Genomic DNA, 24723 nt, shown 5'->3' with positions numbered 1-24723 from the left:
ATGCAACAATATTATTTTGATACGCTGATCATCGGCAGTGGCTTGGCTGGGCTTACACTCGCCCTCAATTTAGCACAAAGTCAGAAAGTAGCTATTGTCACTAAACGATCATTACAGGATAGCTCCAGTACTTGGGCACAAGGCGGGATTGCTGCGGTACTTTCAATGGAGGATTCTGCTGACGCTCACATTCGCGATACATTAATTGCTGGTGCCGGCTTATGTGATGAGGCAGTCACCCGCTATGTAGTTGAAAACGGACCACAAGTTATCAAATGGCTCATTTCTCAAGGAGTCAACTTTACACGTGATAGCAATAATGAAACCGGCTATCACCTCACACAAGAAGGTGGGCATAGTGTACGTCGAGTTATTCACATCAATGATGCCACCGGTAAAGCAGTACAATCTACACTTAGCAAAAAAATTCGCACCCACCCGAACATTGTCATACTCGAGCACCATATTGCAGTTGACCTGATCACAAGTTCTAAATTGGCTCCTCATTCTGATAAGCAGAATGCCCGCTGCTATGGCGCTTATGTATTAGATATCAAAACAGATAAAATTCACACCATTTCTGCCCACAACACGGTATTAGCAACAGGGGGAGCGGGTAAAGTCTATCTCTATACAACCAATCCCGATATCGCCACGGGTGATGGCATCGCCATGGGATGGCGTGCAGGTTGCAGGATAGCCAATATGGAATTCATCCAATTTCACCCTACCTGCCTTTATCACCCGCATGCTAAATCCTTCCTAATTAGTGAAGCCGTTAGAGGAGAAGGCGGATTATTAAAACTTCCTAATGGCGAACGCTTTATGCCCTGGCATGATGAACGTGCGGAACTGGCACCACGCGATATTGTGGCACGTGCTATTGATTTTGAAATGAAAAAAAGAGGTCTTGACTGCGTATATCTGGATATTTCTCATAAATCACCAGATTTTCTCAAGCAGCATTTTCCTACTATTTATGCTCGATGCCACGAATTAGGAATTAATATTACACGCCAACCCATTCCAGTCGTTCCTGCTGCACATTACACATGTGGCGGTATCGTTATTGACCGGAAAGGCAAAACTGATCTAGACAACTTATATGCCATAGGTGAGACTGCTCATACTGGATTACATGGTGCTAACCGGTTAGCTAGTAATTCTTTGCTAGAATGTTTAGTATTTGGCCAAGCTGCAGCCGAGGATATTCTCAGGCAATCACCCGTACCTTTCATCTCACTCCCAAAATGGGATGAAAGCCGGGTAACAGATGCAGATGAGGAAATCGTCATTTCACATAACTGGGACGAGTTACGCCGATTCATGTGGAGTTACGTGGGAATCGTACGAACCAATAAACGCCTGCGCCGTGCTCAAAACCGCATAAACCTGCTACGGGAAGAAATCAATGAATATTATACTAATTTTCGCGTAACAGGTGATTTGTTAGAATTGCGTAACTTAGTTACAACCGCTGATTTGATTGTGCAAAGCGCCATGCTTCGCCATGAAAGCCGTGGCTTGCACTACAGCCTTGATTATCCAGATCTATTACCGCAAGCCCAAAATACAATCTTGAGACGAAAAGAATTTGAATTGGCTTCAGAAAATTCAGTACCAATATAGGCAACAGGCACGACAAATCTATGATTTGTCGTTTACTTCTGATACTTTCATCAGAAAGTTTACCCTTGCCGGTATAATGAGCTGTAGTTTAAGGCTCATATCTTCATTATTATGAAAAACACAGCCAGACTCTAGCAGGCTGTTAAAAAACATATTCGAGGCAGTCGATAATAGGTAAAAAAACAGACGAAAGCAGCCGAGTTTATACCTACTGAAGAGCATTTTGAGTCTGTTTTTAACACCGTAGCGGCAACGTTGATAGTTTTATAGCAACCTGCTGGATGAGATAGTATAAAGGATAGAAGTATTGAGAAACACGATAGATTCTGTTGCGTCAGAAACGGATGATAAACCGGAGATTACCCCTCAAGCAGAGCTACGTCACAATCCCACATCCTTTCTTAAATTGATCCTACTTGGGTTTTCGATAGTAGGATTACCATTAATCGCTGCGCTAATCTATAGCGCCATACGTATTGATCAGCTTGCAGACCAGAGCCGCCAAACAATCTACCAGGCCACAGAAATTACTCATGGCAGCAGTATCTTGATTGATGAAATTATCGTGATGGAACGAAGTGTACAGCACGCGCATATCTTAGAAGATATATCCTTACTGGAAGGTTATTTCCAGGCGCATACCAATTTTGAAAAAACGGCGATAAAGCTTATTGAAGCTTCTCCCTATCTGGAACAACAGCTTTTATTGGAAAAATTACAATTATTAGAGACAACAATTTTTCGTGAGATACTGACTTCATATAATACTCCTCAGAATCTTCGAGATTTACTCAACCAATTTGCTAATCTGCTTATCCTTGCGCAGAATTTTTCTACAGAAAATTATCGGATAATTGGACAGAAAGTAAATGAAATGAGTGAGATGGCTTTACGTACTCGCACTTTGGTTGAGTGGGAATTACTCATTCTGATTCCATTTGTTATTTTGCTCGCACTTGCTTTCTCAGTATTCATAGCACGCCCTCTTCGTCAGCTTGACGAAGCAATTTATAATATGGGACAAGGCAAATTATCTAGCGCAGTAAAAATTACTGGTCCTGAAAATTTAAAATACTTGGGCTCTCGCCTAGACTGGATGCGTCGCCGCTTGCTTAAATTGGAAGAACAGAAAATTCAATTTCTACGACAAGTCTCCCATGAGCTTAAAACACCCCTCTCTGCTATTCGTGAGGGAGCTAACCTCCTTGCAGAAGGAGTAACTGGCGATCTTAATAAAAAACAGCAACAAATTGTTGATATCCTCCAAACCAGCAGTATCCAATTGCAGAAGCGTATCGAAGATTTATTAAGTTTTAGTGCCCTTCAGGCAGACAAAGTGGCACTTATTAAACAGCGCACAAATCTTGCTCATATCATCACCACTGTCTTAAAAGATCAGAATCTGTCTATTATGAGTAGAAAAATAAAAATCGATTTGACATGCCCAGATCTCATGCTCGAATGCGACAAACAAAAAATCGGTATTATTATTGATAATCTTTTATCAAATGCCATAAAATTCTCTCCACAAGGAAGTTGCATCAAGATCTCTGCGATACAAATGGATCAAACTATCCAACTCGATGTTATCGACAATGGTAGCGGGATTGATATCACCGATGAGGATAAAATTTTTGAACCTTTTTATCGGGGGCGTAGCAAACCTAGTAGCCATATCAGAGGAACCGGGCTTGGCTTGTCGATTGCCAGAGAATATGCACTTGCACACGGTGGGAATATTGAACTCGTTAAACATGGCGGTCAGGGAGCGCATTTCTGTCTAACCCTGCCTATTCAAGATCCTGAGGTTCAGCCATGAATGTTGCTTCAAAGTCGTTATTATTTTTTATATTTTTTGTTGTATTAGTTGGGTGCACAACAGCGACTACCTATCCATCACCCGACCCTGGCGACAAACCAGTTTCCCAACAAGATAAGTTGGATCAATACAACACGTTAGATGAATTGATGTTGTATTATGGTCAGCTGCAAAAAAAGAATGCTACTCAACTAGCCGCGGAATACAACTATGCCAAGAAACACTTTAATAAAAAAAATTCCGATGCGAAAAGTCGTCTAAAATACATTTTACTTATCAGTTTACCCAAAACGTCTTTTACAAATATTCAGGCTGCGCTCGATTTACTGAATAATTGGCCACAAGATATTACAATGTCGACTAACGTAGCTAATTTCAGGAAATTACTCATATCGCTACTCAGAGAACAGCAAATTGCAAGAACTGATGCGAGAAATTTTTCTCAAAAATTAAAAGCTTCAGATGAACAAGTACAAGTATTGGAAGAACACGTTCAAACATTGCAAAATAGAATAGACGCTATAAAGAACATGGAAAAACATCCAATCCGTAGAATAACTCCCTGAATAAAAATATATGGTACCGACTAAAAAAATCTTAATTGTCGATGACGACTCAGATCTTCTAGAATTACTCTCGATACGTTTGACGGCTGCAGGATTTGAAACAATTGTAGCTACCAGTGCAGAAGCAGCATTAAACTGCCTCGATATCACACGGCCCCATCTCGTCATTAGTGATATGCAAATGAGTGGGATGGATGGTATGGCTTTGTTTGAACATATTCATCAAGCTAACCCAACGCTACCGGTCATTATTCTGACAGCATATGGCACGATCCCGGATGCTGTCGCCGCAGTTCAGCGTGGTATTTTTGGTTACCTCACCAAACCATATGATCCAAAAACCTTGCTCGACCAAATAGATCAGGCTCTTAGACTTACATGCAATAGCGGAAATAACGAACCCTGTGAGGAATCACGAGTTGCATGGCGTAAAAGCATTATTACCCAAAATGCTGAAATGGAAGATATTCTGACCAAAGTAGAACGCGTTGCGGAAGGAAATGCGAGCGTGCTACTTCTTGGAGAAAGTGGTGTTGGTAAAGAATTATTTGCACGTGCTATTCATCAAGCATCCAAGCGTTGTTGCCAACCTTTTGTCACCATCAATTGCGCAGCCATCCCTGAGCAATTACTGGAATCAGAGCTATTTGGGCATGTCAAAGGAGCTTTTACAGGCGCTATCCGGGAGCATAAAGGTCTGTTTCAATTAGCCGAGGGTGGCACATTGTTCCTGGATGAAATTGGTGATATGCCGCTGCTACTGCAAGTAAAGTTACTGCATGCACTGCAAGAAAGGATAATCAGACCCGTCGGGTCTACGCAGCCAATCCCAATTGATGTCCGGATTATTTCTGCCACTCACCGTGATCTCAAAACTGAGATCACGGCAGGAAATTTTCGTGAGGATCTGTATTACCGGCTCTATGTGGTTGGTTTAACGATTCCTTCGTTAGCTCAACGCCGTGAAGATATCCCCTTGCTGGCTAATCATTTTCTTCGTACCTTTGCTGAAAAATACGAGAAAGAAATCAATGGTTTTTCGCCGGAAGCGACCAACCTTTTGCTCAGCGCTTCATGGCCGGGTAATGTTCGACAATTAATGAATATCATAGAACAAAGCGTCGTCCTGAGCGCGAACCCTCTCATTTCATATCAACTGGTCTATGATGCGATGCATCAGGAGGAAGCGCAGCTCGTATCATTTGAAGAAGCACGCAAAAAGTTTGAAAGAAATTATCTGGTACGTTTACTAAAAATTACTGCAGGCAACGTAACACAAGCAGCCCGATTAGCCAAACGCAATCGAACAGAATTTTATAAACTTCTTCAGAGACATCAACTTGATTTTACTCTTTATAAACAAAAAGAAAAAAGCAAAGAATTTTGTTAAATATTCTCCAAGAAGAAATATCACAATTAAATTAGCAAAGAAATCGCGCCATCACCCAATCATACAGTACAAAAAATGTGTATATAGTGGGCGGTAAATGTTAACAGTAATGTACCCTATCCAAATATCAATGCCACAAAAAATGCTTGGCGGGACCAATTGCTACCAGTGATATTATAATTTACACAAAGTACCCCGGCGATCTTCTACTATGACTACAAAAGAGCTGATCCTCAACGGAATGCCGCAAAATTACCCCGCTCCGATATTGATAGCTTCTTTATTTCACTAGTGCAGGAAACTTGGCAACAATCTCAATCTCGCCATTCCCTCGCTTGACTTTGAGTGGCAACCATGTGCCAGGTGCCTGACGTTTGATCACAGCAATGAGATCTCCCACTTCCATCACCGATAATCCAGCGATCTCAGTGATGATATCGTTTTCCAGCATATTAGCCTCCTCGGCAATACTGCCTTTTTCAACCTCCAGAACACGCGCCCCGCCATCCTGTGAAGCAATCTCATAGCGAATACCCAGCCGCTGGCGCAAAGGTGTGGTTTCCGCACCAACCGGGCTAACGCCAAAAACGGCATCAGCATAATCTGCAACCAATTGTTGACATGGTTTGTTTGTATCCCATGGTAATAATGAAGTAATTTTTGTTACACCCAGATCCCTCAATTGATGAGGAACACCGAAACCATGCATAATATGACCCGATCCCATAATAGCAACAACTAGCGGACTTTTCCCTTGATCCTGCGTGCTAAGTACCCCATGAATTTCTTGAGCCATTGCCCGGTCCCATAATTGCTGACCAATAACGAATCGTAAGAAATCAGGATCATAACGACTATTTCTTTCCTTTTTCCTATCCTTACGATCATGTGACTCGTATATGGGTAACAAAAAATCAAGATATCCGGAGCTGGGAGGTGCTGGACGCGTTACTCCTTCACGTTCATTCTCGGGAATACTGTCAAAGCCTTTCTCAGCTACCTGCTTTCTTAATTTGGTATCAATATTAAGTGCTCGCATCGGGATACGATTCATGCGTGCAAAATGAAATAATGGCAGATAAAGACTGGCATCTGTTCTCCATACCGTATCCCATTCTGAAGCTTTCAAGAAAGCAGCTTCAGATAGCTCACCCGCCACCCATTGATCGAGTACTTTCTGGACCCGACGTGGGAACATTTCGAAACCAATCACTATATCGGGACGAGCAGCATATAAAGCTGCCAGTATTTGTAATTGCCAACGATGGTGCTCCCGATTAACATGTGTTTCACCTAGTAAAATTACCGATTGATTTGCTGCGCGCTTAATAATATCGGATAAGACAGCCTTGCCCTTCCCTGGAATAACCCAATGTGCTATTGGCACACATTCTCGCGCAGGATCACTGCCAAGAGATTTAGGTTTATGAGCAGGAATAATTTGTGCTGGCAAATTTTCGGAATGTACTGCCCACACTAACAACATTATGCTTACTAATCCGCTTCGGATGCTAACTTTCCACTTAGTCATTTTATAGATTATCTTAAAAATATTAATGATCTAGAGAGTGACGTACTAATACCCTCGGAAGATTAAAGACAGCGCATGATTGGTTGCAAACACTTACTCTACCCATTTACGCGCATTTCTGAACATCCTCATCCAAGGAGAATCTTCTGGCCAGGCATCTACATGCCATGAATGCTGAACGGTACGAAAAACCCGTTCAGGATGCGGCATCAGAATGGTAAATCGACCATCGGTCGAAGTCATCCCAGCAATCCCTTGCGGTGAACCATTAGGATTAAATGGATACCGCTCAGTTGCCGTACCGTAGTGATCAACAAAGCGTAATGGAACATAGGATGATGCTGACTCCAATTGCTGACCATTGTTGAAGGCTGCATATCCTTCTCCATGTGCTACTTGAATAGGCAAACGACTCCCTACCATGCCATCAAAGAAAAGTGAAGGATTCTTTGGTATCTCAACCATGACAAAGCGCGCTTCAAATTGCTCAGATAGATTACGTTCGAAATGCGGCCAATGATCGGTGCCTGGAATAATTTCATGTAAATTGCTCATCATCTGGCAGCCATTGCATACCCCCAGTGCGAAAGTGTCGCTACGCTCAAAAAAAGATTCAAATTCATTGCGCGCACGTACGTTAAACAAAATAGATTTGGCCCACCCCTCACCAGCCCCAAGCACATCTCCATAAGAAAATCCGCCACAGGCAACAAACCCTTTATAGTCGCCTAATGAAACGCGCCCTGTAATGATATCGCTCATATGCACATCAACAGCCTCAAATCCGGCACGATCAAAGGCAGCCGCCATTTCCACATGACCATTTACCCCTTGCTCACGCAGAATGGCCATCTTGGGTCGAATACCCGCTTGGATAAAGGGAGCTGCAATATCCTCTTCGATATCAAAAGTCAGTTCCGCGCTCAAGCCAGGGTCAGAAATATCAAGGATACGATCAAATTCTTGTTGTGCGCATACGGGATTGTCACGCAATTTCTGCATCTGGTAAGTCGTTTCTGACCAGGCACGCTGCAAATTAATCCGTTTCTCCTGAAAAATGATTTTATTGTTAAGCAAGAAATGGATCTCATCCTGTTCATTGGGGCTCCCCAAGACGAAGCTCTCATTACTTAAGCCAGCTTCTGACAGCATTTGTAGCACTGTTTCAACATATTGTTTTTTGATCTGAATCACTCCCCCCAATTCTTCATTGAATAATGCCGCCATCGCGCGTTCCAAAGATCTGCCAGGCAGCATCTCCGGCTTAATTTCATCACCGGCATCTTTAGCCAATGAATCACAACACAACTGGTCCAGGCTGATCGTCATGCCCACATGGCCAGCAAAAGCCATCTCGCACAAAGTCACAAACAATCCACCATCTGAACGGTCATGATAAGCTAGAATTTGATCCGCACAAATCAGTTCCTGTATGATCGAAAACAAACGTTTAAGTTTTTCTATTTCGGCAACAGTGGATATATCTGGGACAACATTCCCCAATTGCCCATAAACTTGTGTCAATGCCGAACCACCCAAGCGGTTTCTCCTGCTTCCTAGATCAATTAGAATAAGCTCGGTTTTACCACAATCAGTACGTAACTGCGGGGTAAGCGTTTTGCGCACATCACGCACTCTTGCAAAAGCAGAAATAATCAATGAGAGAGGCGCAATCACCTCTTTTTGTTTACTACCTTTATTTCCATTTAATTCTTGCCAAGCGGTTTTCATGGACATGGAATCTTTGCCAACCGGAATACTAATCCCTAGCTGAGGACATAATTCCATCGCCACAGCATGAACCGCGTCATAGAGCGCAGCATCCTCACCTGTGTGCCCGGCAGCAGCCATCCAGTTAGCAGACAGTTTGATCTCGCTCAGATCGTTTATCGCAGCAGCAGCCATATTAGTAATGGCTTCTCCTACTGCCATGCGCGCAGAGGCCGCTGGATCAATCAATGCCAGAGGTGCGCGCTCACCGAGCGCAAATGCCTCCCCAAGATAAGTCTGATAACCCATGGCCGTTACTGCGACATCTGCTACCGGTATTTGCCAAGGCCCCACCATCTGATCACGCGCAGTCATTCCACCCACACTACGGTCACCAATAGTGATCAAAAATGTTTTATCTGCGACAGCGGGCAACCTTAAAACCCGATAAGCAGCTTCTTGCAAGTGTATCCCAGTCAGATCAAATGGAGGTAACACATGACTAATATGCGAGACGACACGCGTCATTTTGGGCGGTTTACCTAATAATACCGAAAGAGGCATATTTATCGGCAGGGTGCTAGATTTCTCATCATTAACAATAAGTTGTTCCCGAATAACCGCTTCGCCTACCACGGCATAAGGGCATCGTTCTCGTTCACAAATTCCCTGGAACAAAGTCAATGATCCTCGTCTAATAGCAAGCACATAGCGCTCCTGTGCTTCATTACACCAAATCTGCATCGGTGACATGCCGGATTCTTCCAAAGGAATCGCACGTAAATTAAAATGTCCTCCGCAGCCAGCTCCATGAACAAGTTCGGGCAAAGCATTGGATAAACCGCCAGCACCGACATCGTGAATCGAAAGAATAGGATTAGGTTGCCCACTGCGCTCCAGCTGCCAGCAACGATCGATTACTTCCTGCGCACGACGTTGCATTTCGGCATTACCGCGTTGAACTGAATCAAAATCCAAGTCTTCCGTATTAGTGCCCGTATCCATACTGGAAGCAGCCCCTCCTCCAAGCCCAATCAGCATGCCCGGTCCGCCCAGTTGAATCAGTAAGGCATCTTTTGAGAAATCTTGCTTTGCGGTATGTCGTTCTGAAATCTGTCCAATTCCTCCAGCCAGCATGATAGGCTTGTGATAGCCCCGCATCTCACCGGCAACTTGCGCTTCGAATGTGCGAAAATAGCCTGCAAGATTAGGTCTGCCAAATTCATTATTAAACGCAGCACCACCGATAGGCCCAGTCAACATGATTTCCAGGGCTGAGACAATACGTACAGGCTTGCCATAGCCACTTTGCCCATGCAATGTTTCCCAAGGCTGAATAAAATTTGGAATACGCAAATTGGAAACAGAGAAACCGGTTAATCCAGCTTTGGGTTTAGCGCCGCGCCCGGTTGCCCCCTCATCCCGAATTTCTCCTCCTACCCCTGTTGCGGCTCCCGGGAAAGGACAAATTGCCGTCGGATGATTATGGGTTTCCACTTTAATGAGCAGATGAGTAGGCTCCAGTGCATAGCCATAAGCGTGATTCTTTCCGGGACAGAAGCGATGGATGGTTGCCCCTTCGATAATGGCAGCATTATCCGCATAGGCCAAAATTGTGCCTTGTGGATGCTGTTGATGGGTATGACGTATCATTGAAAACAGTGATTGTTCTTTTTGTTCGCCATCAATAATCCAGTCTGCATTAAAAATTTTATGCCGGCAATGTTCTGAATTTGCTTGGGCAAACATCATTAACTCTACATCGGTAGGATTACGCCTGACATTAAGAAAATAATCCATGAGATAATCAATTTCATCAGGAGATAAGGCTAACCCCATTGTTTGATTAGCCTTAACCAGAGCTGTCCTATCTTCTTCTAAAATATTGATTTCTTTTAGCGGTACCGGTTCAACATCATGAAACAAAACCACTGCTTCAGACAAAGAATGAAAAACCGCTTCAGTCATGCGATCATGTATGATTGCCTCGATTGCACGCCTGTTCTCTTTAGAAAACGCCATTTCATGCTGGATATAAAATGCAACACCTCGCTCTATCCTTTCAATCACCTCGATTCCACAATGATGAACAATGTCCGTTGCCTTAGAGGACCAGGGGGAGATGGTGCCTGGGCGCGGTAAAACTAACACAAACTCACCTTCCGGTACAGGCGGTTGTTGCGCGGGATCAATGCCAAGTAACTTCTGCAGAATGTTTAGTTCATTTTGCTTCAAATCGCGTTTTATTTTACAAAAATACCAGTACTCAGCGTCAATAACCGAAATTTGAGGTACGATGGATTTGATCAGATCAGATAATTTTTGTAATCGAAAGTGAGATAGCGCCTTATGGCCTCGAAATTGCAGCATCAATCAAAATTATAATGAGTTAAATTAAGAATAATTATTTTACACGAGAAGACACACAATCAGATGAATAACCCGATTCCTCTCTATTCCACCGCTGACATTCGTGAAATCGAACAGCTTGCTGTCGCTCGACCTAATCCTCCAAATCTCATGGAAAAAGCTGGATTAGCGGCCGCTCATATCACCAAAGATAAACTGCTCAGTGACGATAAAAATAAAATCCTGGTACTAGCTGGACCGGGCAATAATGGAGGAGATGCCTTTGTCACAGCACGCTATTTGCGCACATGGGGTTTTCAGGTCACCACCATTTTCACTGGTGAACCCTCCAAATTATCGCACGATGCCAAGCAGGCTTTACAAAACTGGCTGAGTATGGGCGGAGAGCTTTATCACGACATCCCCTCTTCCGGTTCATGGCATGTCATCATCGACGGATTATTCGGCATTGGCCTAAACCCTGCAAAATCTCCATTAGATGAAAATTATCAGCTTCTGATCGAAGCCGTTAACAATATGAATTTACCAGTACTTGCGCTCGATATTCCGAGTGGTCTCAATGCAGATAACGGAACCGCACCGAGTACTGCCATCAAAGCAACGATTACGGCTACTTTCATTGGCCTGAAGCCAGGCCTTGTGACCCATGATGGCTGCGAATATGCCGGAGAAATCATTTTATGCGATCTGGATCTCGACGCAATCTCTATGAAAAGCCCGCAATCATGGTTAATGGATGAAACCCTGATAAAAACATTATTGCCTGCTCCTCGCCCGGCTAACAGCCATAAAGGCGCCTTTGGCAGCGTGGGGATCATAGGAGGAGCATCAGGCATGATCGGGGCGGCACTATTAGCAGGCTCAGGCGCACTTAAATTAGGGGCCGGGAGAGTATATCTTGGTTTGCTAGCCAATCAACCGTCAACTGTCGACCCAGCACAGCCAGAACTCATGCTGCGTCCAGTGGACGAGCTATTCGAGCTCGATCACCTCACTTGTCTGGTCGTGGGCCCGGGACTCGGAAAGGAAATTTCGGCCTGTCTATGCCTGGAAAAGATTTTGCAGACTTCTTCTTTACCCCTGGTTTTGGATGCAGACGCCCTTAATCTGATTGCACACCATTCTGAGCTCGCGAGCGTATTACGTACCCGCCATGCGCCATCCCTTCTCACGCCACATGCTGCTGAAGCAGCACGGCTGCTCGGTACCGATATCGCCACTGTTCAGAACCATCGTATGAAAGCAGCAGAGGATCTAGCCAGGAATTTCAATTGTTCAGTTGTGCTGAAAGGGGCAGGAAGCATCTGTGCATTTCCAAACGGTCATTGTTATTTAAATGCCAGCGGCAACCCCGGCTTAAGCAGCGCGGGAACAGGTGATGTGCTTTCCGGCATGACAGGCGCGCTACTCGCTCAGGGGCTAACTTCAGAGAACGCATTGCTACTGGCTGTTTATCTGCATGGTGCAGCAGCGGATGCCTTGCTTGAAACCCTGGCTGGTCCGATAGGGATGACAGCATCGGAAATTATTGATTCAGCTCGCCATCTCTTGAATCAATGGGTATATGGTCATCATGCTCGCTTCAGATATTCTCATGCGCATAGCATTTATTGATCATTTAATTTCCGTGCGAATTGAAAAAAACAAAATCTCATATTTTCACGTAAAAGGTATTACTGACGACGCCAGGTTGTCCCCTGCACACTATCTTCCAGAATAATGCCTGCTGCTGCCAGTTGTTTACGGATATTGTCAGCTTGAACAAAATCTCGGTTCTTCCGCGCTTCCAAACGCTGCTGGATCATTTGTTCAATCGCCTGCTGAGAAAATAAATTTTTTTCTGCTGAAGGTAAATTTTGGAGATAAGCTTGCGGATTCTGTTGCAACAAACCTAAGGCGCCACCTAATGCTTTGAGCAAGATTGCGAGCTGAGAATTACTCGTTCTATTGATCTCGCCGGCAAGATCAAACAGAACAGCGATAGCTTCGGCTGTATTGAAATCGTCGTTCATCGCTGCCTTGAATCGTTCAGCATACGGCTCATCCCAGTTTATTTCGGTTGATGGCAAGTTATACTCTTTCAAAGCGATATAAAGCCGATCAAGCGCATTCTTGGCATCATTTAGATGCTCATCTGAATAATTGAGGGGGCTACGATAATGCGCACGTAAAATGAAGAAACGTACAACTTCCGGTTGATAGCGCGCGAGAACTTCCCGTACTGTAAAAAAGTTACCCAATGATTTGGACATCTTTTCGTTATCAACACGTACAAAGCCATTATGCATCCAATAGTTAACATAAGGATGATCGTGCGCACCTTCGCTTTGCGCTATTTCATTCTCATGATGCGGAAATTGTAGATCCTGGCCACCACCATGAATATCAAAGTGTTCACCCAGATAATGCTCACTCATCGCTGAACATTCAATATGCCAGCCCGGCCGTCCTTTCCCCCAAGGAGAGTCCCAGCAAGGTTCGCCAGTTTTTGCAGCTTTCCATAGCACGAAGTCCAATGGATCTTTTTTATTGAGATCAATTTCTACACGTTCACCCGCACGTAGATCTTCGAGTGATTTGCCAGAAAGTTTTCCATAATGAGGGAATTGATGAACTGAATAAAATACATCTCCATTCCCTGCAACATACGCAAACCCCTTCTGAACGAGGATAAGTATCATGCGAATCATGTCCTCGATACATTGAGTAGCACGAGGTTCGTGCGTAGGTTGAGCCACGCCCAACCTCGCTGCATCTTCATACATGGCATCGATAAAACATTTGGTCAAGGTATCGATAGATTCACCATTTTCTTGCGCACGTTTTATGATTTTATCGTCAATATCAGTGATATTACGCACATAGGTTACCTTGAAACCAGTTACTTCTAGCCAGCGCACAACCGTATCAAAAACTACCAAAACACGAGCATGACCCAAATGACAGTAATCATAAACTGTCATCCCGCACACATACATTCTGACTTCACTAGGTTTAATAGGGATAAATTTCTCTTTTTTACGAGTTAGGGTATTATAAATTTTAAGCATCGCAGTGAATAAATAAGCGAATGAATGATTGTGGGGGGAGCGATCTTCTTGGTAAAATTCGTCAATTATAGAATTTTATCCTTAATATAAAAGATAAAGCTCCATCTTACCTCATAGCAAAACCGTGGAATTGTAACACAAGGAAAGGATTTCTTTTTGAACCGGCGCATGCACTCATTGAATAGGAATTACATCATGACCCGATTTCTCACTGTTATGTTACTGATAATCAGTACAACACTTTTTGCTGCTCCGCCAAAAATCAGAATAAATACCAATCTCGGCCCAATCACCGTGGAACTCTATCCTGAGAAAGCGCCTAAAACGGTAGAGAATTTTTTAAATTACGTCAATGAAGATTTTTATAATGGCACGGTATTTCATCGTGTTATCGCAAACTTTATGATCCAAGGAGGAGGATTCGATCAATCGCTCATCCAGAAACCAACAAAACAACCTATTGAGAATGAGGCTACTAACGGATTAAAAAATGAAGTTGGCACAATCGCTATGGCAAGAACCAATAATCCGCACTCAGCAACCGCCCAATTCTTTATCAATGTTGCGAATAATTCATTTCTCAATCATACTGCCCCAACCATACAAGGATATGGCTATACGGTATTCGGCAAAGTGACTGAAGGTATGGAAGTCGTCAATAAAATAGCAACGACACCGACAGGACCAAAGGGAATTTTTGTAAGCGATGTTCCGAGAAATACTATCGTTATCGAATCTATCGAACGTCTCGCAGATTCCCCTGATCATTAACTCACTTAGGAATAAACATGATAAAGTTACATACGAATTATGGTGTCATTGGAATAGAGCTTGATAGCGACAAAGCACCCATTACCGCTCAAAATTTCCTGCATTATGTTAATAGTGGACACTATGACAATACATTATTTCATCGCGTCATAGATGGGTTTATGATCCAGGGTGGTGGCTATGAGCCAGGTATGAAACAAAAAAAGACACTTGCTCCTATCAAGAATGAAGCTGCTAATGGTCTTAAAAATGATGCCTATACTATTGCCATGGCAAGGACATCCGATGTGGATTCAGCCACCTCTCAGTTTTTTATTAACGTTAACGATAATAATTTCCTTAACTATACTGCCCCTACCACTCAGGCTTTTGGCTATTGTGTCTTTGGTAAAGTAGTCGAAGGAAAGGATATCGTTGATAAAATCAAGAAAGTAAAAACAGGTAATAATGCTGGGCACCAGAATGTGCCATTGGAAGATGTCATCATTACAAAAGCTGAAATCTGCTAAGTTCAGATCAAGATAATAACCCTCGCGCGAGATCTGCTTTGATATCTTGCGGGGATTCGAGACCTACAGCAATACGCAATAACCCACCAGTAATTCCTGCTGCATCACGCGCTTCCTGGCTGATTCGGCCATGTGTAGTTGTAGCAGGATGGGTCAATGTGCTCTTGGTATCACCAAGATTAGCCGTGATCGAAATTAATCTCGTACTATCTATGACGCGCCATGCAGCTTCTTTTCCGCCTTCTACTTCAAAGGTGACAATACCTCCTCCAGCTGTTTGCTGAAGCTTGGCCAGTTCATACTGTGGATGAGATGACAATCCCGGATAAAAAACACGCGATACGTTCTTTTGCTTTTCTAACCAGTGCGCAATTTCAATGGCATGCGCACAATGTGTATCCATTCTGATTTTGAGAGTCTCCAGTCCTTTCAGAATAACCCATGCATTAAATGCACTCAATGTGGGTCCGGCTGTACGTAGAAAACTAAAAATACCGCCGTCCATCAGTAAATCATGTTTACCCAGCACCGCTCCACCGAGCACTCTGCCCTGACCGTCCAGGTACTTAGTTGCAGAATGGATCACTAGATCAGCACCCAACTCCAAAGGTTTCTGCAATATAGGCGTACAAAAACAATTATCTACCACCAGCCATGCATTCGCTTGCTTGGCAACTGCTGACAATGCCGAGATATCTGAGATCTCAGTCAATGGATTGGAAGGCGTTTCCAGAAATAACAGCTTTGTATTCACCTTGACTGCCGAGCGCCATTCATCAATATCAGTAGCAGACACAAAAGTCGTTTGAATGTTGAAGCGATTGAGAATATTGGAAAAGAGACTAACCGTTGCACCGAATAAACTACGCGAGGCAATAATATGGTCTCCGGCTGACAGTAATCCCATCACACAAGCAAGTATGGCTGACATACCGGAAGATGTCGCTACGCATGCTTCAGCTCCTTCCAATGCAGCAAGTCGCTCTTGCATGGCCGTGACAGTAGGATTTGTAAAACGCGAGTAAATATTTCCTGATTCTTCGCCTGAGAAACGTGCAGCTGCCTGAGCAGCACTTTCAAAAACAAAGCTGGAAGTAAGATACATCGCCTCAGAGTGCTCATTGAATTGGCTGCGATGAATACCTGTATGAAGCGCTAACGTTTCTGGCTCTAAATCATCCAACATCCCGGTTTTTCTCCAAATTTAATCTGCTTGCTTGTTATCCGGAAGCAATGATCCTAGTGATCATGCTCAGTCAGTTTTTCTATTAATCCGTCAATACCAGCCCCAGATCAAGCTGAGTACTATATTTATTAGATCGTGATACTTTTAAACCAGAATTACGCTGCGACTCAATGCGGGCTAAATATTCTTGGGTAACATCCTTGGTTATATAATTTCCATCAAAGCAAGAAGTCTCAAAATTCTTTACGAGCGAATCTACCGATGATATCGCATTTTTGAGAGACTCAAGATCTTGGTAGACAAGACCATCAGCCCCAATCTCGCGACAAATCTCATCATTATCACGGCCGGTTGCAATTAATTCTTGCCGGGTCGGCATATCAATCCCATAAACATTCGGGAAGCGAACGGGAGGTGCTGCTGATGCGAAATAGACCTTGTGTGCCCCCGCTTCTTGCGCCATTTGTACGATCTCTCGGCTGGTCGTTCCTCTGACGATTGAATCATCTACCAACAATACATTCTTACCACGAAACTCAATACTGATTGCATTGAGCTTCTGGCGTACTGACCTACGTCGATGTTGCTGACCCGGCATAATAAAGGTTCTACCGATATAACGATTTTTAACAAACCCTTCACGAAAATTGATACCAAGACAATTAGCGAGTTGCAGGGCACTTGGGCGGCTTGATTCTGGGATGGGAATTACGACATCAATATCAAGGTGCTGCATCGTTTCTTTTATTTTATCCGCGAGACTGCTCCCCATATTGAGCCGACTTTCGTATACGGAAATACCATCCATGATTGAATCCGGGCGTGCCAGATAAACATACTCAAATATACATGGATTAAGATCAGGGTTAACTGCGCACTGTTTACTATAGAAATTACTTTTATCATCAATAAAAATTGCTTCCCCTGGTGCAACATCACGAATCAGTTTGAAGCCTAGTGTATCGAGGGCCACACTTTCGGATGCCACCATATACTCTATCCCATGATCTGTTTCTACTTTACCAAAAACCAAGGGGCGAATACCATAGGGGTCACGAAAAGCCAGTAAGCCAGAGCCAGCAATCATTGCGATCACTGCGTAGGCACCTTGACAACGGCGATGTACACCAGAAACTGCAGCAAAAATGGTAGCAGGATCTAACTGATAGCTCGATGCACATTCCTGTAATTCATGCGCCAACACATTCAGTAGCACTTCTGAATCAGAATGCGTATTGACATGACGTCGATCAGATTGAAATAATTGCTTATCAAGCTCTGCTGCATTAGTCAAATTACCGTTATGCCCCAATACAATCCCAAAGGGTGAATTGACATAAAATGGCTGTGCTTCAGCTGTCGATTCTGCAGAACCAGCGGTTGGATAGCGTACATGAGCAATCCCCATATTACCTGGTAGAGCACGCATGTTACGCGTGCGGAAAACATCTCTGACCATACCCAATCCCTTATGCATATGGAAAGTGTTTTCCTGCGCTGTCACAATACCAGCCGCATCCTGCCCACGGTGCTGTAACATTAACAAACCATCATAAAGTATTTGATTGACTGGCGATTGAGCAACTACACCGAGAATTCCACACATATTTAACCTCGGAATAAGCCTGTTGAACTACAAAAAAAAGAAAATAAGCTCTTCATAATGAATCTGAAAGGCTCCAAATAGATGTATTTCTCTGATCAATAGATTGATTTATTTCATCCCAGCAATCCGTACCGATCATTTATTAAAACTTATATACTCTTTGAGATTTTGTGGCAACCACTGAATCGCTTGTGTCGCTATCATTTCCAGTGGCTCTCTCAATAAAGCTTGTTGCCAGAAAGATTGTTGGGGCAAAGCGGTAAAACCTGCAGCGATTACTATAAATAAGACAATTAACATTCCACGCACAAAACCAAACACCGCTCCCAGAATTCTATCGATCAAACCAAGACCCACACTACTGACCAATTTGGATAACAGCAGTGAAATCACCATCACTACTATTAAAATCACAAAAAAGGTCATCACAAACACAATCAACATACGCAAAGAGCCATCTTCAATGGTCTGAGGTAAGAGTGGTTCAAAATTTGCCGCATAATGGCTTGCCATGAAAAAAGCAATGATCCAGCCAAGTAATGACAGCACTTCACGCACCACACCACGGGTCATACTAAGAAGGACAGAAATGGAAACTATACCTAAAACTATATAATCAAAAATGGTCATTTACTATCACTTTACGATAAGATGAATAAGTTCAAATTATCTACTGGTTACCACACCACTCAATCCCATTTTCTTTAATTTTTCATATCCCTCTTCTGCTGCCTTCCGTGTTGGGAAAGGGCCGACACGCACACGAACCATTTCATTTCCACCTACTTTTATTGTTTCAATATAAGCGTCAACGCCACTAGCCGCAAGTTTCTGTTGCTGCTGCTTCGCCTTAGTCGGATCAGCAAATGCGCCCAGCTGTATTACAAATTTTCCCTCAACCTTGGGAGACTCTGATTTTGCTGTTTGCATAGGTTCTAATTTTGCTGTTTGTACAGGTTCGGGTTTTGCAGCTTGAATAGATTCTGGTTTTGCAGCTTGAGTCTTGGGATATTCTGGTCTTGCAGCTTGAATTGAGGATTTATTAGTTTGAGTTGCAGGTTTATTTAATCGAGGTTTGGAAGAAGGTATCGGAATACGTGAAGCACTGTATACCTCCGTCGATTCATCATCTGATAGTGGAAATTCTGGCACGCTAAATGGCAAGAGTTCTCCCGATTTCGTACTTGCATTGCTATCATGTTCGATTGGTTCACCAGGCGTCATCCACGGAAAGGATTCACTTGCCACATCTTCTGACGGAATTAGAATATCAACTTCTTGCTGCTCTTGTTTAGGCTCACTGTCAAGAATCATAGGTAAAAATACCACAGATAGAATCACCAATGTGACCGCCCCTACTAAACGTCTGCGCGCACGTTTCCTTAGCAATGCTTCTTCTTCACTAATATTCTTGACCATCTGAAGTTACCTTTTGATCATTTATAACTTAGCTCTTCTGTAATACCCCTAATACAGCACTCACTGTATAAAACGAGCCAAAGACACATATTCTATCATTCTCGGCCGCATGCTCACGAGCAAAAATGTAGGCTGCTGACGCATTTGGAAAAACATGAATCTTATCCTCATCTGTTATTCCTACTTTTTTTAGCGCTTGAATGATTTCATCAGCTGAGGCACCACGGGAAGTATGCGTACTAGCTACCAGCCAAGTACTCACACACATTTTCAAAGCCAGCACAACGGAAGCGATATCCTTGTCCTTTAACATGCCAATAACGCCATAAGTATACTGATGAAAACCTAAAGCGCCAAGATTATCCGCTAGTACTCGTGCAGCCGCAGGATTATGCGCCACATCTAAAATTGTCATCGGTTTTCCTGGTAAAACCTGAAATCTACCCGGCAAAGTTACTTCTAACAATCCTCGTCGTACGTCATTTGCAGTAACCGGTAGTTTATCTCTGAGCATATCCAATGCAGTTAAACAGACACTGGCATTTTTTAGTTGATAACTTCCACGTAAAGCCGGATAAGGTAAGGAAGAATAGCTACCTCTTGGTCCCTTGAAATTCCATTGAATAATGTCGGCTTTATAATCAAAATCCTCACCAATGCAAATCAATTTTGCACCGATAGTATTTATCTGTTTACGTACACCTTCCGGAAGATTTGTCTCACCACAGATAGCAATTTTATCCTTTCTAAAAATCCCCACCTTTTCAATTCCGATTTCTTCCCGTGTGCTGCCAAGATAATCCATATGATCTAAATCAATATTAGTCAATATGGCGCAATCTGCATCGAACACGTTGACAGCATCCAAACGTCCGCCTAATCCTACTTCTAGAATCGCGACATCCACTTTTAACTGAGCAAACAAATACATTGCTGCTAGTGTCCCAAACTCAAAATAAGTCAGAGAAATATTACAGCGAGATCTGGCTGACTCTATGACATCAAAAGCACAACAAAGCTCCTTATCTGAAATTGCTATTTGCTCAATACGAATGCGCTCATTATATTTCAGCAAATGCGGAGAGGTATAACATCCCACGCGATATCCAGCACAACTCAGAATTGACTCGAGCATGGTACAGGTTGAACCTTTCCCATTGGTACCTCCGACCGTTATGAGCGGAAATGTCGGAATAAGGCTTGCAGTATCTTTCACTTGTCTCACTCGATCCAATCCCATATCGATAGCTTTGGGATGGAGATGTTCAAGATACAACAGCCAATCAATTAACGAGGTAGGCTTTGCGGTTTTTTCCGCCATCGAGATATTTCAACAAATGAAAAATAGTTGAATAACAGTAAGATGAGGCTATCAATTAATTAGATCGCATATTAATATAATTACTTATCCAACTTCTCTCTAATCATGAGAGGCAGTTACAGCTAACTGAGATACAGGAGCTGGTATGCGCATTAATAACGTGCATAAATTGACCAGCTTATCGCGCATTTCTCTACGATCGACAATAAGATCTATTGCACCATGCTCCAGTAAAAACTCGGCTCGTTGGAAACCATCGGGAAGCGTCTGGCGCACTGTTTGTTCAATCACTCGTGGTCCTGCAAAACCAATCAATGCTCCCGGCTCAGCAATAACGATATCTCCAATAAAAGCAAAACTTGCTGAAACACCGCCCATAGTTGGGTCAGTCAAAACTGAAATAAAAGGCAATCTTTCCTTACTGAGTTGCGTAAGCGCTGCCGATGTCTTTGCCATCTGCATCAGCGAAAACAATCCTTCCTGCATGCGTGCCCCCCCGCTCGCTGTAAAACATATAAAAGGCAAATGTTGCTCGATACAAGCTTGTACAGCACGGACAAAGCGTTCACCAACGACCGAGCCCATGGAGCCTCCCATAAAACCAAACTCGAAAGCGGCCACAACCACTGGCACGGCTTTGATGCTTCCCCGCATGACGACAAGCGCATCATCTTCATTCGTACTCTCATTAGCTTGGGTCAATCGATCAACATAACGCTTGCTATCTTTAAATTTGAGGGGGTCCTGTGGCGCTATTTCTGCTCCAATTTCACTACGTCCCTCTGGGTCCAGCAACATATCAATTCGTTTTCTAGCAGAAATACGATTGTGATAACTGCACTTAGGGCAAACGTCTAGATTTTTAACCAGATCGGTGTAATATAATACCGCCTCACAAGAAGCGCACTTACTCCATAATCCTTCCGGCACTGCTTTTTTTTCACCATTTTCTTTACGCTTGATTTTGGGCGGGATAATACGTTGGAACCAACTCATAGCCTGCTAGCATGCAAAATTTGAGATGAATTTGTGCTGTTGACTTCATCAAGCGCTGTACGTAAGGATTTTACTAAGTTATTGACATTATCCAGCAAAGCAGAACGAGTGGAATTTTCAATTTCTTCGATAATACGACTCCCTACCACTACTGCATCAGCTAGCTCAGCAACTGCCCTTGCTGCCACGCTATCTCGTATCCCAAATCCAACTCCAATAGGAATAGAAATGAGTGAGCGCACTTCTGCCAGCTTATTGCTTACATCGACTAAATTAAGATGTGAGGCCCCTGTGACGCCTTTTAGTGACACATAATAAACATAACCTTTTGCGAGCTTTGCTACTTTTTCCACCCGTCTTTTAGGTGTCGTCGGTGACAATAAAAAAATGGGATCGATCTTTTGATCTTGTAGTTGCTGCACCCATTCTTCACATTCCTCAGGCGGATAATCAACAATCAAGACACCATCCACTCCGGCCTTCTTGGCTGCCATCGCAAAATTGCCATGCCCCATAGCCTCGATTGGATTAGCATAACCCATTAATATTACGGGAGTAACTGAATTCGTTTTTCTAAATTCGGTCACCATGGTCAATACATCTGTTAAACCCACGTGATAGTGCAGCGCTCTTTCAGAGGAACGCTGAATGGTCGGACCATCTGCCATCGGATCAGAAAATGGTATTCCTAATTCAATAATATCGGCCCCTGCTTGCACCAGCGCATGCATCAACATAACCGTCATTTTCGGTTCTGGATCACCCGCAGTAATAAATGGAATCAGTGCTTTTTTATTTTGCGCTTTAAGGTTAGAAAAAGTCGATGTGATACGGTTCATCTTTAAATAAATATAAGTCAGTCAACGCAAAACGAACATTGCTTTTGGATTCAGGCGCAATTATCATTGCGGATCTCGGATGTTTTTACTAAGCTAAGGAAGATTTTATTCACAATACTATCCCGGACTGTTGCGCAACAGTAATCATATCTTTATCCCCCCGCCCTGATAGATTGACTAACAGCAATTGATCTTTCCCAAGGGCAGGAGCAAGTTTAGCCGCATAAGCTAAGGCATGGCTTGATTCAAGTGCCGGGATAATTCCTTCAAATCGGCATAAGGCATGAAATGCTGATAGCGCTTCCTCATCCGTTACGGCTACATATTCGGCTCGACCACAGTCTTTGAGCCATGCATGTTCAGGACCTACACCAGGATAGTCCAGTCCCGCAGAAATAGAGTGAGTTTCGATGATCTGACCATTGTCATCCTGGATCAGGTAAGTCCGGTTACCATGCAAGACGCCTGGTCTGCCGGTCACTAAGGTGGCAGCGTGCTGGTGGGTATTAATTCCCTTACCTGCAGCTTCTACACCTATCATGCGCACATTGTTATCCTCTATATAAGGATAAAATAAGCCAATAGCATTTGATCCGCCTCCTACACAGGCAATCAATGCATCGGGTTGGCGCCCATATTCCTCTTCCATTTGCACTCTGGCTTCTCGTCCAATGACAGCTTGAAAATCTCGTACCATCATTGGATAGGGATGTGGGCCTGCAACCGTGCCAATAATGTAATAAGTATTTTCAACATTGGTCACCCAATCTCGCATCGCTTCATTTAATGCGTCCTTAAGCGTACGGGAACCAGACTCAACCGGTATAACTGTCGCACCCAGCAATTTCATTCGATAAACATTGGTTGCCTGACGTTTCACATCCTCCGAGCCCATATAAACGATGCACTCCATGCCATAACGCGCAGCAACTGTCGCACTTGCCACACCATGTTGACCCGCACCTGTTTCAGCAATTACTCGAGTTTTACCCATGCGTTTTGCTAACAATGCTTGTCCTACAGTATTGTTTATCTTATGGGCACCTGTGTGATTCAGATCTTCCCGCTTAAGCAAGATTTGGGCGCCACCAACATGAGTTGACCAGCGCTTGGCATGGTAAATCGGGCTAGGTCGTCCGACGTAATGCTTAAGTTCATGAGTGAATTCCGCCTGAAAATCGGCCTCATCTCGAAAATGCCGATACTGAGCAAGTAATTCATCCAGTGCCGCAATGAGTGTTTCTGCTACAAATGTACCACCATACGGACCAAAATGTCCGTGTTTATCAGGAAGATCATAAATCTTCACAATTCTTGACTCCTTGCATAAAAGCAGAAATTTTATTCACATCCTTAATGCCTTTTGTGGCCTCTACTCCACTGGATACATCGACGGCCCATGGCCGAACTTGCCTAATCGCATTCACTACATTATCAGAATTAAGGCCGCCTGAAAGCACGAGTGGCAGAGGAAAATCTGTTGGAATCAAACTCCAATCAAACACCTGACCAGTTCCACCTGGCATTCCTGCCGTATAAGCATCCAATAATAATCCTTTGGCATTCTGGTAAAGCTCTGCGTATTGTAACAAATCCATCTCTCTCCTGACACGCAAAGCTTTAATATAAGGCAATTTAAATTGATTACAGAACTCAGGCGTCTCTTCCCCATGAAACTGGAGTAAACTCAGTCCAGCTGTGATGGAAGTTTCCTCTACCCATTCTGGAGACGGATCAACATAAACACCTACTACATTCACGAAAGGCGGCAAACGCAATACAATCTCACGTGCCTGGGCAGGCGAAATAGAACGTGCGCTTTGGCGCCAGAAAACAAATCCAATAGCATCTGCCCCGTATTGCGCCGCCACGAGTGCATCTTCAACACGTGTTATACCACAAATCTTTACACGGACCGACACAAAATACTCACTCCCTTAATAATATATAAATATATCTATCTCTTATTCCATTTCCAAACCAACCATGGCGCGAAGGCGAGCTGCAGACA

19 protein-coding genes are annotated in these 24723 nt (G+C 43.5%); 7 read left to right on the top strand and 12 right to left on the bottom strand.

Going from position 1 to position 24723, the window contains the following annotated elements:
* The 4 genes from nadB to BM122_RS07150 all read left to right on the top strand — a co-directional run bounded on the left by nadB (position 1) and on the right by BM122_RS07150 (position 5404).
* Positions 1-1629, top strand: a complete 1629-nt coding sequence (gene nadB / locus BM122_RS07165; RefSeq protein ID WP_074904749.1) for an L-aspartate oxidase — start codon at positions 1-3, stop codon at positions 1627-1629.
* A 547-nt stretch (positions 1630-2176) separates the two neighbouring features.
* The gene (locus BM122_RS07160) at positions 2177-3448 is read left to right on the top strand and encodes a HAMP domain-containing sensor histidine kinase (protein ID WP_256211938.1); all 1272 of its coding nucleotides are present in this window, start codon (positions 2177-2179) and stop codon (positions 3446-3448) included.
* Complete coding sequence (locus BM122_RS07155) at positions 3445-4014, top strand: hypothetical protein (protein ID WP_074904747.1); 570 nt, start codon at positions 3445-3447, stop codon at positions 4012-4014. Before BM122_RS07160 ends, BM122_RS07155 begins: the two co-directional genes overlap by 4 nt.
* Positions 4015-4024: 10 nt before the next feature.
* Positions 4025-5404: a sigma 54-interacting transcriptional regulator gene (locus BM122_RS07150; RefSeq protein ID WP_074904745.1), complete on the top strand. Its 1380-nt coding sequence runs from the start codon at positions 4025-4027 to the stop codon at positions 5402-5404.
* Positions 5405-5684: 280 nt separating this feature from the next.
* Here the strand turns inward: BM122_RS07150 and BM122_RS07145 are convergent, their stop codons facing one another.
* On the bottom strand, positions 5685-6935 hold the full coding sequence (locus BM122_RS07145) for a ChaN family lipoprotein (protein ID WP_074904743.1): 1251 nt from the start codon (positions 6933-6935) through the stop codon (positions 5685-5687).
* A 93-nt stretch (positions 6936-7028) separates the two neighbouring features.
* On the bottom strand, positions 7029-11015 hold the full coding sequence (purL, locus tag BM122_RS07140) for a phosphoribosylformylglycinamidine synthase (RefSeq protein WP_074904741.1): 3987 nt from the start codon (positions 11013-11015) through the stop codon (positions 7029-7031).
* A 63-nt stretch (positions 11016-11078) separates the two neighbouring features.
* Between purL and BM122_RS07135 the strand changes: the two genes are divergently transcribed.
* A complete protein-coding gene (locus tag BM122_RS07135) occupies positions 11079-12629 on the top strand; it encodes a bifunctional ADP-dependent NAD(P)H-hydrate dehydratase/NAD(P)H-hydrate epimerase (RefSeq protein WP_074904739.1) in 1551 nt (516 codons plus the stop codon).
* 59 nt (positions 12630-12688) lie between these two features.
* Here the strand turns inward: BM122_RS07135 and cysS are convergent, their stop codons facing one another.
* Entirely contained in the window at positions 12689-14065 is a 1377-nt protein-coding gene (gene cysS, locus BM122_RS07130; protein WP_074904737.1) for a cysteine--tRNA ligase, read from the bottom strand.
* A gap of 195 nt (positions 14066-14260) precedes the next feature.
* On the opposite strand from cysS, the gene BM122_RS07125 reads away from it, so the two are divergent.
* Positions 14261-14836 (top strand): peptidylprolyl isomerase, encoded by a 576-nt coding sequence (locus BM122_RS07125; protein ID WP_074904735.1) that lies wholly within the window; start codon positions 14261-14263, stop codon positions 14834-14836.
* Between the two features lie 17 nt (positions 14837-14853).
* Positions 14854-15345, top strand: a complete 492-nt coding sequence (locus BM122_RS07120; RefSeq protein WP_074904733.1) for a peptidylprolyl isomerase — start codon at positions 14854-14856, stop codon at positions 15343-15345.
* 7 nt (positions 15346-15352) lie between these two features.
* Here BM122_RS07120 and BM122_RS07115 read toward each other — a convergent pair whose 3' ends face one another.
* From BM122_RS07115 to BM122_RS07075, 9 genes are all read right to left on the bottom strand, one after another.
* Complete coding sequence (locus BM122_RS07115; protein ID WP_074904731.1) at positions 15353-16531, bottom strand: O-succinylhomoserine sulfhydrylase; 1179 nt, start codon at positions 16529-16531, stop codon at positions 15353-15355.
* A gap of 82 nt (positions 16532-16613) precedes the next feature.
* Entirely contained in the window at positions 16614-18137 is a 1524-nt protein-coding gene (purF, locus tag BM122_RS07110) for an amidophosphoribosyltransferase (protein WP_074904729.1), read from the bottom strand.
* Positions 18138-18272: 135 nt separating this feature from the next.
* On the bottom strand, positions 18273-18767 hold the full coding sequence (locus BM122_RS07105) for a CvpA family protein (RefSeq protein ID WP_074904727.1): 495 nt from the start codon (positions 18765-18767) through the stop codon (positions 18273-18275).
* Positions 18768-18803: 36 nt separating this feature from the next.
* The gene (locus BM122_RS07100; protein ID WP_074904724.1) at positions 18804-19556 is read right to left on the bottom strand and encodes an SPOR domain-containing protein; all 753 of its coding nucleotides are present in this window, start codon (positions 19554-19556) and stop codon (positions 18804-18806) included.
* 28 nt (positions 19557-19584) lie between these two features.
* Positions 19585-20877 (bottom strand): bifunctional tetrahydrofolate synthase/dihydrofolate synthase, encoded by a 1293-nt coding sequence (gene folC / locus BM122_RS07095; RefSeq protein ID WP_074904721.1) that lies wholly within the window; start codon positions 20875-20877, stop codon positions 19585-19587.
* A 99-nt stretch (positions 20878-20976) separates the two neighbouring features.
* A complete protein-coding gene (gene accD / locus BM122_RS07090; RefSeq protein ID WP_074904719.1) occupies positions 20977-21873 on the bottom strand; it encodes an acetyl-CoA carboxylase, carboxyltransferase subunit beta in 897 nt (298 codons plus the stop codon).
* Complete coding sequence (gene trpA / locus BM122_RS07085) at positions 21870-22712, bottom strand: tryptophan synthase subunit alpha (RefSeq protein WP_074904717.1); 843 nt, start codon at positions 22710-22712, stop codon at positions 21870-21872. Before trpA ends, accD begins: the two co-directional genes overlap by 4 nt.
* A 109-nt stretch (positions 22713-22821) precedes the next feature.
* A complete protein-coding gene (gene trpB, locus BM122_RS07080; RefSeq protein WP_218152022.1) occupies positions 22822-24021 on the bottom strand; it encodes a tryptophan synthase subunit beta in 1200 nt (399 codons plus the stop codon).
* On the bottom strand, positions 24008-24634 hold the full coding sequence (locus BM122_RS07075) for a phosphoribosylanthranilate isomerase (protein ID WP_074904715.1): 627 nt from the start codon (positions 24632-24634) through the stop codon (positions 24008-24010). The genes trpB and BM122_RS07075 overlap by 14 nt, the downstream gene beginning before the upstream one ends.
* Positions 24635-24723 lie beyond the last annotated feature (89 nt).

Origin of the sequence: Nitrosomonas communis (assembly GCF_900114745.1) — a bacterium.
Taxonomy (GTDB): Bacteria; Pseudomonadota; Gammaproteobacteria; order Burkholderiales; family Nitrosomonadaceae; genus Nitrosomonas; species Nitrosomonas communis_A.
Note: the sequence above shows the minus strand (reverse complement) of the source record. Positions and strands in the feature narration are given on the sequence as shown.